The sequence below is a fragment of the Leifsonia sp. A12D58 genome (assembly GCF_047530025.1).
Lineage (GTDB): Bacteria > Actinomycetota > Actinomycetes > Actinomycetales > Microbacteriaceae > Cryobacterium.
In genome coordinates this window covers 62,299-76,407 of sequence record NZ_JBLJAT010000004.1, presented here as the reverse complement: position 1 = coordinate 76,407, position 14,109 = coordinate 62,299, and the positions used below count along the sequence as shown (strand labels likewise).

11 protein-coding genes and 1 tRNA gene are annotated in these 14,109 nt (G+C 61.8%); 2 read left to right on the top strand and 10 right to left on the bottom strand.

Features of this window, described 5'->3' with window-relative positions; all coding sequences use genetic code 11:
* Window positions 1-15 precede the first annotated feature (15 nt).
* The 7 genes from pknB to ACMT3I_RS11085 all read right to left on the bottom strand — a co-directional run bounded on the left by pknB (window position 16) and on the right by ACMT3I_RS11085 (window position 8,928).
* Window positions 16-1,713, bottom strand: a complete 1,698-nt coding sequence (pknB, locus tag ACMT3I_RS11115) for a Stk1 family PASTA domain-containing Ser/Thr kinase (protein ID WP_414804559.1) — start codon at window positions 1,711-1,713, stop codon at window positions 16-18.
* An 85-nt stretch (window positions 1,714-1,798) separates the two neighbouring features.
* Complete coding sequence (locus ACMT3I_RS11110) at window positions 1,799-3,508, bottom strand: serine/threonine-protein kinase (RefSeq protein ID WP_414804558.1); 1,710 nt, start codon at window positions 3,506-3,508, stop codon at window positions 1,799-1,801.
* Entirely contained in the window at window positions 3,505-4,956 is a 1,452-nt protein-coding gene (locus ACMT3I_RS11105) for a peptidoglycan D,D-transpeptidase FtsI family protein (RefSeq protein ID WP_414804820.1), read from the bottom strand. Before ACMT3I_RS11105 ends, ACMT3I_RS11110 begins: the two co-directional genes overlap by 4 nt.
* Window positions 4,956-6,362 carry an FtsW/RodA/SpoVE family cell cycle protein gene (locus tag ACMT3I_RS11100; protein WP_414804819.1) on the bottom strand — a complete coding sequence of 469 codons (1,407 nt, stop codon included), beginning with the start codon at window positions 6,360-6,362 and terminating at the stop codon, window positions 4,956-4,958. Before ACMT3I_RS11100 ends, ACMT3I_RS11105 begins: the two co-directional genes overlap by 1 nt.
* The gene (locus tag ACMT3I_RS11095; RefSeq protein ID WP_414804557.1) at window positions 6,346-7,575 is read right to left on the bottom strand and encodes a PP2C family protein-serine/threonine phosphatase; all 1,230 of its coding nucleotides are present in this window, start codon (window positions 7,573-7,575) and stop codon (window positions 6,346-6,348) included. The genes ACMT3I_RS11100 and ACMT3I_RS11095 overlap by 17 nt, the downstream gene beginning before the upstream one ends.
* Window positions 7,576-7,579: 4 nt before the next feature.
* Window positions 7,580-8,182 (bottom strand): FHA domain-containing protein, encoded by a 603-nt coding sequence (locus ACMT3I_RS11090; RefSeq protein WP_414804556.1) that lies wholly within the window; start codon window positions 8,180-8,182, stop codon window positions 7,580-7,582.
* On the bottom strand, window positions 8,179-8,928 hold the full coding sequence (locus tag ACMT3I_RS11085) for an FhaA domain-containing protein (protein WP_414804555.1): 750 nt from the start codon (window positions 8,926-8,928) through the stop codon (window positions 8,179-8,181). The genes ACMT3I_RS11090 and ACMT3I_RS11085 overlap by 4 nt, the downstream gene beginning before the upstream one ends.
* Before the next feature lie 239 nt (window positions 8,929-9,167).
* On the opposite strand from ACMT3I_RS11085, the gene ACMT3I_RS11080 reads away from it, so the two are divergent.
* Window positions 9,168-9,251, top strand: a tRNA-Leu gene (locus ACMT3I_RS11080).
* Between the two features lie 852 nt (window positions 9,252-10,103).
* Here the strand turns inward: ACMT3I_RS11080 and ACMT3I_RS11075 are convergent.
* Both ACMT3I_RS11075 and ACMT3I_RS11070 read right to left on the bottom strand, forming a co-directional pair.
* Window positions 10,104-11,585, bottom strand: a complete 1,482-nt coding sequence (locus ACMT3I_RS11075) for a SulP family inorganic anion transporter (RefSeq protein WP_414804554.1) — start codon at window positions 11,583-11,585, stop codon at window positions 10,104-10,106.
* Between the two features lie 10 nt (window positions 11,586-11,595).
* On the bottom strand, window positions 11,596-12,246 hold the full coding sequence (locus ACMT3I_RS11070; RefSeq protein ID WP_414804553.1) for a ScbR family autoregulator-binding transcription factor: 651 nt from the start codon (window positions 12,244-12,246) through the stop codon (window positions 11,596-11,598).
* Window positions 12,247-12,665: 419 nt separating this feature from the next.
* Between ACMT3I_RS11070 and ACMT3I_RS11065 the strand changes: the two genes are divergently transcribed.
* The gene (locus tag ACMT3I_RS11065) at window positions 12,666-13,076 is read left to right on the top strand and encodes an NUDIX hydrolase (RefSeq protein WP_414804552.1); all 411 of its coding nucleotides are present in this window, start codon (window positions 12,666-12,668) and stop codon (window positions 13,074-13,076) included.
* Here the strand turns inward: ACMT3I_RS11065 and ACMT3I_RS11060 are convergent.
* Window positions 13,060-14,067 (bottom strand): LacI family DNA-binding transcriptional regulator, encoded by a 1,008-nt coding sequence (locus ACMT3I_RS11060; RefSeq protein ID WP_414804551.1) that lies wholly within the window; start codon window positions 14,065-14,067, stop codon window positions 13,060-13,062. The two genes, ACMT3I_RS11065 and ACMT3I_RS11060, sit on opposite strands and share 17 nt — an antisense overlap.
* Between the last annotated feature and the right edge of the window lie 42 nt (window positions 14,068-14,109).

The window sequence follows — 14,109 nt, the reverse complement described above, 5'->3', positions numbered from 1 at the left end:
CGGCAGCGCTGCGGCTTAGCCGCCGCAGTAGAAGAGCGTGACTACTGACTTCTGGGGCACGTCACCCGGTGCGGGCGACTGCTTGATAATCGGAGAACCAGGCTTCTCGTCGCAGGAGTAGTCAGCTTGAGGATCGGCCTCAAGCTGCAGGTTCGACGAACTGAGCAGATCGATGGCCGCGTTCAATGACTGGCCAGTCAGGTCGCTGAGGCTCACCAAACCACTCGAGATGACGAAATTGACGGTGCTTCCGGCGAACTCCGACGTCTGTGCTGCCGGGTCAGTCCTGATTACGACATCGGCCGGAATCGTCGCAGAGTTCTCTTTCGTCACAGAGCCAAGCTCGAGTCCGGCAGCTGAAACGGCGGCCTGGGCATCGGTCAGTGTCTGGTTGGTCACGTCGGGCACGTTGACGGGCACGGCACCGGTTGAGACCACGACCTTGATGACCTCCTGCGGCTGCACGATCGTGCCGGCAGCAGGATCGGTGCGAATGACCTGTCCCGATGGAATCGTCTCACTCGCTTCTTCAGCCTTGGTCGCAGCCAGATCGAGGTCGAGCAAGGCGTTCTGTGCTTCGTCGTATGTCTGGCCGGTGAGCGTGGGGATCTTGCGCGAGTTATCGGGCAGCTCGCTCGACGGGGCCAGAGAGTAGACCCAGAACATGACGGCGATCACAATGACGATCACGCTGACGATTCCGGCCCAGATCCAGATGACCGGAGGGCGGCGCTGGGTGCGCGTCATCGTCTGGTCTTCAGAGAGCTGCTTCAGCGCCAGTTCAGACGTCGAGACGGTAATGGGAGGTGCGCCGAACAGACCAGCTGCACCGTCATCGACTGTGCGGTGGATCGGGATCTGGCCGGCGCCGGCGATCTCGACATCCGTTCGGAATTCTGCAGCACTCTGATAACGCTGGAAGCGGTCCTTGGCCAGGGCACGAAGGACGACGGTATCAAGCGCAGGGGACACCTTGGGGTTGATCGAGCTGGGCTTGACCGGCTGCTCGCTGACGTGCTGGTATGCAACGGCCACGGGCGACTCGCCCCTGAACGGCGGACGACCGGCGAGCATCTCGAACAGCACAACGCCCGCCGAGTACAGGTCGGTACGAGCGTCGACCGATTCGCCCTTCGCCTGTTCCGGCGAGAAATATGATGCTGTACCGAGGATGGCGGTGGTCTGCGCCACCGTCGTCGATGAATCCGAGATCGCACGCGCGATACCGAAGTCCATCACCTTGACCTGGCCGGCCTTGGTGATCATGATGTTGCCTGGCTTGATGTCGCGGTGTACGACACCGGCTCGGTGGGAGTACTCGAGGGCAGTGAGTACGCCGTCGATGATTCGAACGGCCTCGGCCGACTCCAGTGGGCCTTCTTTGATGATGTCTTTCAGAAGGCGGCCATCGACGAACTCCATCACGATGAACGGCAACTGGGATTCATGCCCGTTGGCGTCTGTGACCGTCTCTTCGCCGGCGTCGAAGACGCGAACGATCGTAGGATGCGCCATCCTGGCTGCTGCCTGCGCCTCCTGGCGGAAACGGGTGCGGAATGCAGGATCGGTCGCCAGCGACGACTTGAGGAGCTTGATCGCAACCGTACGGCCGAGGCGGGAGTCGGTTCCGACGTGAACGTCGGACATTCCTCCGCGACCGATCAATGCGCCTACACGGTATCGACCCGCAATGAGGCGGCCATCTTCAGTCAATGCGAAACTCCACTCTCACGAACTACCCGGCCAATCGTAACCCGAGGCCTCCCGCAGTGCAGCGGGAGGCCTCGTAGGTGCGGGGCTAGGGCGTTGTTGCCTTCACGACGGTCACACTCAGCGTTGGCGAGTACCCAGATTCGATCTGGCCGCAGAAGTAGCGGTACGACACTGTGAAATCGCCGGTTCCGGCGGTTACTGTTGCGGACGTCACATCGGCTGCCGTGGGGTTTGGTGCCTGGACTGCAGCGCCGTTTCCGGTAGCTGAGACTTCATAGCCAGACAGGGTCTGGCCACTGGGGCACGACTGTGCCGACCAGGACACGGTGACGGGGCTGCCTGAGGTGATCGGGTCTGGTGTGACCTGTGTGGGAGGCGACGACGGCGACGACGGTGTGACGACGTCTCCGTAGACAGTCACGGTGATGGTCTCACCGATTTTGACAGCGCCCGTGGGGTTGACCGCGTAGACCTTGTCGACGTCATCCGGGGTCGTTGCCGCGTTACCGCTCTGCACATTCGCAACGAGCTGCATGCCTTCGAGCTTCGCCCTGGCATCGGCACTTGACAGCCCAATGAACTCGCTCTGGGTAACCTCGACGCGTTCAGGCGTCGGCGTTGTTGTCGGAGTGGGTGCAGCAGACGTCGGAGCGGGTGGCTGTGGTGTCGTCGGCGGTGCCGAGGTCGTCGTCTTGGTGGGTTCAGGTGTAGACGGCTGGTTGAAGAGTGCGATGAGCGTACCGACGAGCACGAGGGCAAGTAGAGCGATCAGGGCGATCAGCGGCCAGGTCCACGGGCTGCGCTTCTTCTTTTTCGCGTCAGCATCGGCTGCCGCAGCCTCTGCACGCGTCGTCGGGGTCGTCGTCGGGAACAGCGCAGTCGCCTGGTCGTCGCCGGCGCTCGGCATGAGCTGTGTTGCAGCTGTTGCCGTGATGCCTGCCAGAACTGCCGGTACTGCTGCGGCCGCTGCGGCGACATCCCCACGTCGGAGTGCCGTCGCGGCGCGAGCCAGGTGCGCGGCGGATGCCGGACGATCTGCCGGGTTCTTGGCGATACACGCGAAGACCAGGTTGCGGACGGGTTCGGACACGGTGGCGGGCAGATCAGGAGCAATCTCGTTGATCTGCGCCATCGCAATGGCGACCTGGGACTCGCCCGTGAACGGACGGCGACCAGCAAGGGCTTCGTACGCAACGATGCCGAGCGAGTAGATGTCGGTGGTCGGCGACGCGGGGTGACCGCTTGCCTGTTCCGGTGAGAGGTACTGGACAGTGCCCATCACCTGACCGGTTGCGGTCAGCGGAACCTGGTCTGCGATACGCGCGATGCCGAAGTCGGTGATCTTGACGCGACCGTCAGGCGTGATGAGCAGGTTGCCAGGCTTGATGTCGCGGTGCACGAGGCCGGCAGCGTGCGCGGCGTGCAGGGCGGCAGCCGTCTGCGCAACGATGTCGAGGACCTTGTCGGTGGGCAGCACGTGCTCACGCTCAAGGACAGTCGAGAGTGCTTCGCCAGGAACGAGCTCCATCACCAGGAATGCGCTGCCGTCTTCTTCTCCGTAGTCAAAGACGTTGGCGATGCCCTCGTGGTTCACAAGTGCTGCGTGCCGTGCTTCCGCGCGGAATCGCTCAAGGAACCCGGGGTCACCGAGATACTCGTCCTTCAGGATCTTGATGGCGACCGTACGACCGATGACGAGGTCTGTGGCTTGCCACACCTCGCCCATCCCGCCGATGGCAATCCGGGACTTGAGTTCGTATCGTCCCCCGAAGGTGAGCCCTGCTGTGGGTCTCATTTATTCAGCACCGCCTCTAGTACCTGCTTTGCGATTGGTGCGGCAAGAAGGTTGCCGTACCCCGTTTGACCAAGTCCCCCGCCATTTTCTACGAGAACCGTGATCGCGTATTGCGGATCGTTTGCCGGGGCAAATCCTGTGAACCACAGAGTGTAGGGATCCTCAGATCCGTTCTCCGCTGTGCCCGTTTTTCCGGCAACATCGACCCCGTCTATTCTTGCATTGGTCGCGGCCCCACTATTGACTCCATTGACCATCATTTGGGTCATTGTTGCAGCGGTTTCAGGGCTGATCACCTGCCGAAATTCCTTCGCTTCGAAGGTCTGGATCGGAGTGAGGTTCGGGGCGGTGATCGCGTCGACCAGATTTGGCTGCATGAGCTTGCCGCCATTGGCGATCGCGGCAGAGACCATGGCCATCTGGAGCGGCGTCGCTGTGACTTCGAACTGACCGAAGGATGACAGTGCCGTTTCGGCTTCGTTGAGTCCGCTAGGGAACACGCTCTTCGAGACGTCGAGCGGAATCGAGTAGTCAGTGTTGAAACCGAACTTCTCGGCCATCTCGCGAATGGCGTCCTGACCGAGAGCGAGTCCCAGTTCGGCCATCGGGATGTTGCACGAAAGCTTGAGAGCCGTGGCGATGGTGACTGTATCGCCACCGCCGCAGTTACCGCCCTCGGTATTGCGGATGTAGGTGTCGGTGCCGGGGAGCTGGAAGGTGAGGGGATTCGGGAATGTCGATTCCGGCGTGTACTGGCCTGAATCGAGCGCCGCAGCCACGACGACGAGCTTGAACACAGAACCGGGAGGGTTCAGTTCGTTGATCGCTCGGTTGATGAGGGGGCTCGTCGGATCGTCGACCAGGGCGTCGTAGGTGTCGTTGACCGCTGTCGTGTCGTGAACGGCGAGCAGGTTCGGGTCGTAGCTCGGCTTCGACACCATGGCCAGCACACGCCCGGTCTTCGGTTCGGTCACGATCACCGCGCCGGTCTTGTCGCCGAGGGCATCCCAGGCCGCCTGCTGCGCAACGGGATCGATGGTGGTCTCAACCGCAGCACCGGCCGGCTGCTGGCCGGTGACGATGGAATTCAGCTGGTCGAAGAACTGCGAGTTCGACGTGCCACTGAGCTCACTGTTCAGCGCCTGCTCGAGTCCGGTCGGTGCACCGTTGACCGGGATGAACCCGGTGACAGGGGCATACAGCGGCCCGTTGCTGTACACGCGCTGGAACTTGTAGTCGTCGTCAACGGGCACCGACTGGGCGATCGGCTGGCCGGCCACCAAGATCGGCCCACGCTCGACCGAATAGCTGGCGAGCAGCGTGCGCTGGTTGCGGGCATCCGCTGCCAGATTGTCGGCCTGTAAAACCTGAATGATCGTCGTCGACGACAGCAGGGCCAGGAACATGATCAGGACGAAGATGCTGATCCGCTTGAGTTCGCGATTCATCACACCACCAGCCTTGGTTGATTACGCACCGTGTCTGACAGGCGCAGAAGTAGAGCCGCGATAATCCAGTTCGCGACAAGGGAAGAACCACCGGCCGCAAGGAACGGCGTGGTGAGACCGGTGAGGGGAATGACGCGGGTGACGCCACCGATGACGATGAAGCACTGCAGCGCGACAACGAACGAGAGACCGACGCCGAGGAGCTTGCCGAAGTCATCCTGACCGGCGAAGCCGATGCGGAATCCGCGAGCGACGAACAGCATGTAGAGCGCGAGGATGGCGAACAGGCCGGCCAGGCCGAGCTCCTCACCGAGACTGGCGATGATGTAGTCGCTCTGGGGGACAGGCGTGATGTCTGGCCGACCCTGTCCGAGTCCGGTTCCGAGTAGCCCGCCGTTGGCCAGGCCGAAGATGCCCTGTACGAGCTGGTAGCTACCGCCAGAGGCATCATAGACATCCGGATTGAACGCGTCGAGCCAGTTGGCGAAGCGACCGTGCACGTAGTCGAGGGTCTGGCTGGCAATCACTGCACCGCCGATGAAGAGCGCCATGCCGAGTACGACCCAGCTCACCCGGCCGGTTGCAAGGTAGAGCATGACCAGGAACAGGCCGAAATATAGCAGCGCTGTACCGAGGTCGCGCTGGAAGATGATGACCGACATTGACAGTGCCCAGATGACGAGGATCGGGCCGAGGTCGCGCAGGCGTGGGAAACGCATGCCCAGGAACTTCTTACCGACCATCGACAGACTGTCGCGATTGCGCACCAGATAGCCGGCAAAGAAGATCGCCAGCGCAATCTTCGCGATTTCGCCGGGCTGGAACGTCGCGAAGTCGCCGATACCGATCCAGACCCTGGCACCGCTGACCTCGCGTCCGAGCCCCGGAACGAGGGGAAGCAGGAGCAGAACGACAGCAACGAGGCCGAAAATGTAGGTGTATCTGAAGAGTACGCGGTGGTTGCGCACGATCACCATGACAGCGATCGCGCACATTATGGCGATCGCGCTCCAGACGATCTGGCGCACAGAGGCGCTTGCCCAGCCCGACTCGTTGTTGGCGATATCGATGCGGTAGATCATTGCGATGCCGATGCCGTTGAGCACCGTGGCGATCGGCAGAATGAATGGATCGGCGTTGGGTGCGACGAATCGCATGGCGATGTGCAGGGCGAGCACGAGCACAGAGAGGCCCGCGCCCAGCAGCACGAGCTGGGTGTCGATGTAGCCCAGTGCGCCCAGCTGCACCAGGATGACGGCAGCAGCGTTGATGAGGCAGGCGACGATCAGGAGCAGAAGCTCAAGGTTGCGCAGCTTCTGCGGAATGCGGATGCGCCTCACCTTGCCCGTCGATGACGAGGCCTTGGGCGAGGTGTTCGTTGCTGAACTACTACTCGGTTTGGGCATCACGGAGCCGATCGACTATCACCTGAGCATCTTCAAGTGAGGGGGCGTTGATGGTGTTCTCAACCTGTTGGCGGTCGTACACACGGAGGTCGGAGACTGACACGTCGGTCTTCTCGTAGACGCTTGACAGCTTGATGGGTCCGAGGTCTTGTTGCACGCCACGGTATATGACGACTGAATTGCCCTCGACCCCAACGAAATAGCGGGTTTGGGTCCATTGGTAGCCCAGGATGGCGCCGCCGACGATGGCGACGACAAGCAGGATGATTGCCACCAGCCAAGACACCTTGCGCCGCTTGGCACGCCTGGCGTCTTCTTCGATGAGCTCAGAGAGGTAGTCCTGTGAGTCGGGCTCGAAGTGGGATTCACGCACTGGGTGCAGGCGCAGGGCCGGCAGGCGGAGCGGACGATTACGCGCCGGCTCTTCACCAAAGGCCAGCGGTGCGGCAGCAGAGCCGACGATTGCCGGTGTTTCGTGGCGCGAGGCACCAGACCCGATGTCGACGACGACGATGGTGACATTGTCGGGGGCGCCGGCATCCAGGCTCTCTTTGATGAGGCGTTCGGCGACCTGTCTGGCCGGTAGGCCACTCAAGAGGGCATTGGCGATGGCCGTATTGGAGACGACACCGCTGAGGCCGTCTGAACAGATCAGCCAGCGATCGCCCTCATGAGTGGCGAGGATCGAGGTGTCGATCTCGGGAGAGGATTCGACATCACCGAGCACGCGCATGAGCACCGAACGTCGGGGGTGAACGGCGGCCTCCTGCTCGGTGATGCGTCCGCTGTCAACGAGGCGCTGCACGAATGTGTGGTCTGTGGTGATCTGCGAGAGTTCGCCATCGCGCAGCAGATAGATGCGGGAATCGCCGATGTGGGCGATTGCGACCTGGTCATCGAGTACAACGAGGGCGCTGACCGTCGTGCCCATTCCGGTGAGCTCTGAGTGCTCGAACACGGTATCGGCGAGTTGAGAATTGGCCGCGATCAGTGCGGCCTGTAGGGCGAACTCGGCATCCTGAGCTGACTGATACGGGTGGTCAGCCTCCATGACGCGCTTGGTGGTGATGGCGGAGGCGATATCGCCGCCAGCGTGACCGCCCATGCCGTCTGCCACGACGAACAGGAAGTGTCCTGCGTATCCGGAGTCCTGATTGTTGGAACGAACCTTGCCAACATTGGAGACGGCTGCGCTCTGACTAACGGTCGCCATGCACCTACCGCCGCAGCTCGAAGCTCGTTGCGCCGATTTTTACCGGCGTATTGAGTGGCACCGGCGTCGGAACGGCTACCCGGACACCATTGAGGAAGGTGCCATTCGTCGAGTCGAGGTCCTGAATCATCCACTCGCCATTCCACAGCATGAGCCTGGCGTGATGAGTGGATGTGTAATCGTCGCGGATGACCAGACTCGAGTCACTTGACCGGCCGATAGTGATCGAATCCGAGCCGAGCGGAAACTCTGTTCCTGCCTTCGGGCCGGAGGTGATGACGAGACGGGTGGAATTCTGGGTATTCGCGCGGCTGGGGGCGCTCGGTGCGCTGGGTGTATGGGACGAGGCGATCGCTTCGGTGGGCAGATCTGCGGCAGGAGTGCGCGCCATTGCGGGCGCCACCGGGGCGACGTACGCGGGTGCCGGGTTGGTGGGGAACGCCGCTGGGGCTGGAGCCGGCGCCGGGGCGGCATCCGTTTCGAGCTTGCGGACGCGTTGGCCGAACAAGTCACTGCGGAGCGCGTAGACGATGCCGAAGATGAAGAGCCACAGCACCAGCAGGAAGCCGAGGCGGAGCACCAGGAGGGTGAGCTCGCTTACGTTCATGAGGCAGGCCCCCAGAATCCGCCGATGTCGTTGCGGCCGGCGGAACCCGTCGACCCGTTGTCGAGTGGGGGAGCCGACGGTGTCGCCTGCGGGACGACACGGAACACGATCGAGGTGCGACCGATGCTGATGACGGATTCGGGTTCGAGTACAGCTTGCTTTACCGGCGCTCCGTTGAGCTTGGAACCGTTGGTCGAACCGAGGTCGCGCACTTGGGCGCGAGATCCGTCCCAAATGATTTCGACGTGGCGACGCGAGGTGCCGGTGTCGGCGACGGTGATGTCTGCATCACTGCCACGCCCGATCACCGTGCGTGACCCAGTGAGTGGATATCGCTTGCCCGCGATGTCGACGACAGGGGTCCAGGCGACGGATCCGGAGACGCTGCTCGAATCGATCAGGACCATGCCTTCGGAGAGCCCGGGGTCTTCGGTCAGCGTGATGCTGACGGGGCCGGCGAACTGATAGCGCTGGGTGGCAGCGTGTTGCTGCACGAGCGTCGTCAATTCGTCGACAAGTGTGTGGCCGAGGCTGGCCATCCGCTTGAAGTCAGCTGTCGCCATCCGCACGGAAAAGCGATTGGGCGCGAGGATGCGGTCGCGGGAAACGACCGCGGCTTTGGTGTCGAGTTCTCTGCGCAAAGCGGATGTGATTTCCACCGGCTGCAAGCCCGACTTAAAGGTCTTGGCGAAAGCGCCGTTGACGGCGCGCTCCAAGCCCTTTTCAAAGTTATCCAGTATGCCCACAGGTCTCCCGATCCGGTCCGTTTGGCTATGAGCATGTTACTTGCCTCTGGTGATAAGTCGCCGAGGGTCCCTCAAAGTGTGAATTGTTATCCTATGGGGTGGGAGCCGAGTGCCGCTGATCGACGAGTAATTCGTGCCCTGTTCGGGGGGTTTATTGATGCCGGCTCCGGAGGCTCACCAGTATCGAGTCTGGCTCAGTTCGCGAAGTGCTCCCGCAAGGTGTTAGCATTTCAAAGTTCGCGCGAGTGGCGGAATTGGCAGACGCGCTGGCTTCAGGTGCCAGTGCTCGAAAGGGCGTGGGGGTTCAAGTCCCCCCTCGCGCACGCGAATGAAATGAGCTGGGGCCAACCAGCTCAACAGAGAAAGGCCCCCGAGAAATCGGGGGCCTTTTGTGTTTCCGGCACAACTTCGCTTGTTGGCTGGTGAAACGCGTCACGACGCGCGGGCACTGCATTCGCGGGCGCTGCGCTCCCTGTCATAGAACTGAGCTAGCCCCGTGAGACTGCGCTCGCTCCGTGAGACTGCGCTCGCTCCGTGAGGCTGCGCTCGCTTCAATAGGGAGGAGCAATCGAGCTCAGTCGACCTCTCAGAACCAGGGGAGTGATCGCCCCGGCTTAGCGTGACCATCCTTGTTGTTCAGTGCCGCAGCCGAAAGACGCTCAGTTTCCACACTGTGGAAACTCCTGTTAATAACTACACCCGTGTAGTTCGATGCCGCTGAATCAGACACCTGTTCGAATTAACGTCGCGGGTCGCTTTAATCCGACTCGAATAACACTGCTGTAGTTATCCACAATCTGTGCACAGGCTGTGGATAACTCTGTTTTTGGGGGTGTGGAAAAGTTTTGGCCACTGAGCAGGGAAAAGAATTCTATTAACAGCCTTTTCCACAGGAGTTAACACAGCTTCTGCACACGCTTATGCACAGTAATTGACTCACGATCAATGTCGGCCACGGTTTTGCACACCAAGGTGGTGCTCCAGCTAACCGCCTTGTTCGGTTACTTCTGGTCGATTCGGCCAGAGTTTCGACTGCGCCGAACCAGTTATGCAGCCACGATGCGGCGGGCGTGGGGTTGTACAGGGGGCGCGCGATATTCCGCGCGCCCCCTTGCTTTGAGCGCGCCATCCGTTTACATGAAGAGAAGTATCACGAACGTCATTACTCAGTACAACTAGTCGCCCAGTGCACCGCTCAGGCGGCTGTGCAGGTCGGTGCTGCGCGGGTCAAGGCCGGCAAAGGTCACCGTCGTGCCGTGCGCCTCATATTTATTTGTCACCGAGTCGAGCACGGCGACAGTCGAGGCATCCCAGATCTGGGCCTGGCTGAAATCGACGGTGACGACGGCGGGATCCTCCGCATATGAAAACTGCTCGACCAGATCGTTGCTACTGCCGAAGAAGAGCGGTCCGTGCACCAGGTACGACACGGCGCTGCCGTCATCGTCCAGCGTGCGATCGACGCGCACGACGTGGGCGACCCGGCGGGCGAAGAGGATCATTGCCAGCACCGTGCCCGCAACCACGCCGATCGCCAGGTTGTGCGTGACGACGACGAGGAGCACTGTCGTGGCCATGACGAGAGTCTCTGAAAGCGGCATCCGCTTGAGGGTGGACGGCATCACGCTATGCCAGTTGATGGTCTTGAGCGCGACGATCATCATCACGGCAGCAAGGGCCACCATCGGAATCAGCTCCATCACGCTGCTGAGCGCGGTGACCAGGATTAGCAGGAACAGCCCGGCAACAAAGGTGGAGATGCGGGTGCGTGCCCGACCGAGCTTCACGTTGACCACTGTCTGACCGATCATCGCGCAACCGGCGATGCCGCCGTAGAAGCCGGCCGCGATGTTCGCGATACCGAGCGCCCAGGACTCCCTGGACTTCGACGACCGGGTTTCGGTGATGTCGTCGACGAGCTTCGCAGTGAGCAGCGTCTCCATCAGCCCGACGAATGCCACGCTCACTGCAGTGGGCCAGATCAGACTCAGGGTGTCGAGGTTGAGCGGCACCAGCAGCTCGGTAAATCCGGGCAATCCGCCCGAGATCACTCCCTGGTCACCGACCGTCGGTATTTGCAGGTGCGCGACGACCGAAATGACTGTCACGGCGACGATCGCGACCAGGGGTGCAGGGACTGCGGTCGTGATTCGGGGGAGCACCAGCACGATCACGACGGTGAGCGCGAAGAGCGGGTAGACCAGCCACGGCACATCGAGCAGATGCGGAACCTGGGCGACAAAGATCAGGATGCCGAGTGAGTTGACGAATCCGATCATCACTGACCGCGGGATAAAGCGCATCAGGCGGGCGAATCCACCGAGGCCGAACGCGACCTGGATGAGACCGGCGAGTACCACGGTCGGCAGCAAGTACTCAACGCCATGTTCCTTGACGAGCGGGCCGATGACGAGCGCGACGGCACCAGCCGCTGCCGTGATCATTGCGGGTCGGCCGCCGAGGAACGACATGGTGATGGCGAGTACTACCGATGCGATCAGGCTGACGCGCGGGTCGACGCCGGCGATCACCGAAAAGGAGATGACCTCCGGAATGAGCGCGAGGGTGGTGACGATGCCGGCCAGCACCTCGATGCTCAGCAGGCGCGGGTTCCGAAGTGTTGCCCATACAGTGGGCGCGGGGGGAGCGAGAGTCACTCGCACAACTCTAAGACTGCTGCGGCAGGTCTCGTCGCAGTTTGGCTGACAGCTGCAGGTAGTCATTCAGCCGTTCGCGCCTGACAAGTGTCGGTAGCAGGAGCATCCACATCTCCTCGACCCGCTGGTAGAGGTCGCTACGTCCTTCGCGAACCTCGGAAACAAGCTGCACGCCAGTGAAAGCCGGAATGATGAAGCGGGACGCGGCGACGATGTCTGTGGAGTCCGGGACGTCACCGGCCTGCGCGGCAATCCGTAACTGGGCATCTGCGGCCTTGATCCAATCGCGATACGGCTCGACGACCGGGCTAGACAGGTTGGACGACTCCATCGTCAAGCGGATACCGGCCTGCACGATGGGGTCGGTCCTCAGGAGGTAGGCAAACCGGTACGTCATCTCCAGGAGTGCAGGAAGGCCGGCGATCCCGTCGATCGAGACATCATCGACGAGAGTCATCGCGGCGTCGTGCTGTGCGGCGATGACGGCATGCGCCATGTGTTCCTTGGACTTGAAGTGAAAGTACAGGGCGCCCTTGGTGACTCCGGCCGCCTCGGCCACGTTCTCCTGCGAGGTGCCGCCGTAACCGCGCGAACGAAAGAGGCTCGCGGCCGCAGTGATGATCGCTGCCCTGGTCTCATGGGCGCGTAGCTGAGTGGGCATGATCCTCCTCGGTCACGTCGATGTCGCAACTGATGTTTTCGACGGCGCGGATGCCAGCCGTCTGGTCGATTCCCGGTGTTCAGATTAGCCCCGTAAATCGAGAAGTTTTGGGGAACACGCCGCGTGAAGACGGGGTACCCACGGTAGAACCGCCAGTCCAGCAGAACGCGTGACGCGGCGTGTCGGCGGACGGAAAGACAGCCGTATCGGGGGCGTGATCCCCCGATCGCGCCCCCAGGATACAGCTTCGTTCCACCCCAATTGATCCCCGAATAAGAACATACCAGATGGTATTTTTACCAACGTGAACATGTCCCTATTTGCATGACTGCAGTAAAACACTACACGACGGTGCGTTTTCGGATGTGGCGGTGGCCGGGACATTCGTTGCATTCAGGTGGCACCGCTAGCGTTGAATCATGTCCACTCAGACCTTGACCATCGCCGGTGTGTGTTTCCAGGATGCGACGTCACGGTTGCTCACCGTGCGGAAGCGCGGTTCACACAAATTTCAGCTGCCGGGCGGAAAACTCGATGCCGGCGAGAGCCCGCTGGCCGCAGCGCTCCGCGAAGTCGCTGAAGAAATACTTGTTGAGCTTCGTTCAGAGGATCTCACCCTGCTCGGCAGCTGGAGCGCGCCCGCAGCAAATGAAGCGAACACGCGCATCAACGCAACCGTGTTCGTGAGCGGCCTGATCGTGGCCCCGGTGGCATCGGCTGAGATCGAAGAATTACAGTGGGTCGACCTGGCCGACAACCCGCAGGGCAGCGAACACTTTGCGCCGCTGCTGCGCACGCATGTGTTCGGTGCGCTCAGAGCGCGGGTCTGATTTCGACGGGAGCGGTCGACTCCCGCTCAACCAGCGTGAACGGGACGGTGATCTCGCGCGCCGCGATCACATCATCCCTGGCTGAAATGCGTTCCATCAGCATGTCGACGGCCAATGCCGCGATCTGTTCGCGGCCAGGGCTGATCGTGGTGAGTGCCGGCACAGAATAGCGGGATTCATCGAGGTCATCAAAGCCGATGACCGAGACATCCTGCGGCACCCGGATGTCATTTTGGGCGAGTGCGCGAATGGCGCCGAGTGCTAGCGAGTCGTTAAAGCACACGATGCCGTCGAACTCGACACCCTCGTCGATCAGGGATTGGGTGGCGGCAGCGCCGTCGAAACGAGTCCAGTTGTCGGCTCGGCGCACCAGCGCCTGGTCCAATACCAATCCACCGCCGGAGAGTGCGTGCTGGTAGCCGAGCAGGCGCAGGCTCGCTGTGCCTGCATCCTCGTCTGGCCGGGCGCCGATCGCGGCGATACGCGTTCGACCCAGCGCAAGGAGGTGGTCGGTGGCGGCCTGGATCGCCTCGGTATTGCGCATCGTCACATGGTCGACGGGGGTTGTCTCGTCGCTGTCTTCCGTGGGCGATGAGGTGATCTGCGCGAAGAGGCCGGTGTCTTCCTGGCCGGGGCCGAGCACGCTGAACAGTACGCCGTCGACGAGCTGGGCTTTGGTCGCGCGCTGCGTGTTGCGTGATTGCTCGATGAGTACCGATACGCCATTGCGGTCGGCGGCGTCGATGACCGCCTCCGCCAGCTCGGAGAAGTAGGGGTTGCGAAGCGTGGGGACGACGAGTCCGATGACCCCGGTTCGTCCCGAACGGAGGTTGCGCGCGTTGAGGTTGGGGCGGTAGTTCAACTGCGTGATCGCGTCGAGCACTCGCTGCTTGGTTTCGGGGCGAATGTGGGGATAGTCGTGGATCACGTTCGAGACTGTCTTGATCGACACTCCTGCGAGTGTCGCGACATCTGAGAGCTTTGCGGCCATGGGGCTCCTCCTTCCTCTTCGTTCGACTCTAGCTGCCCTGTA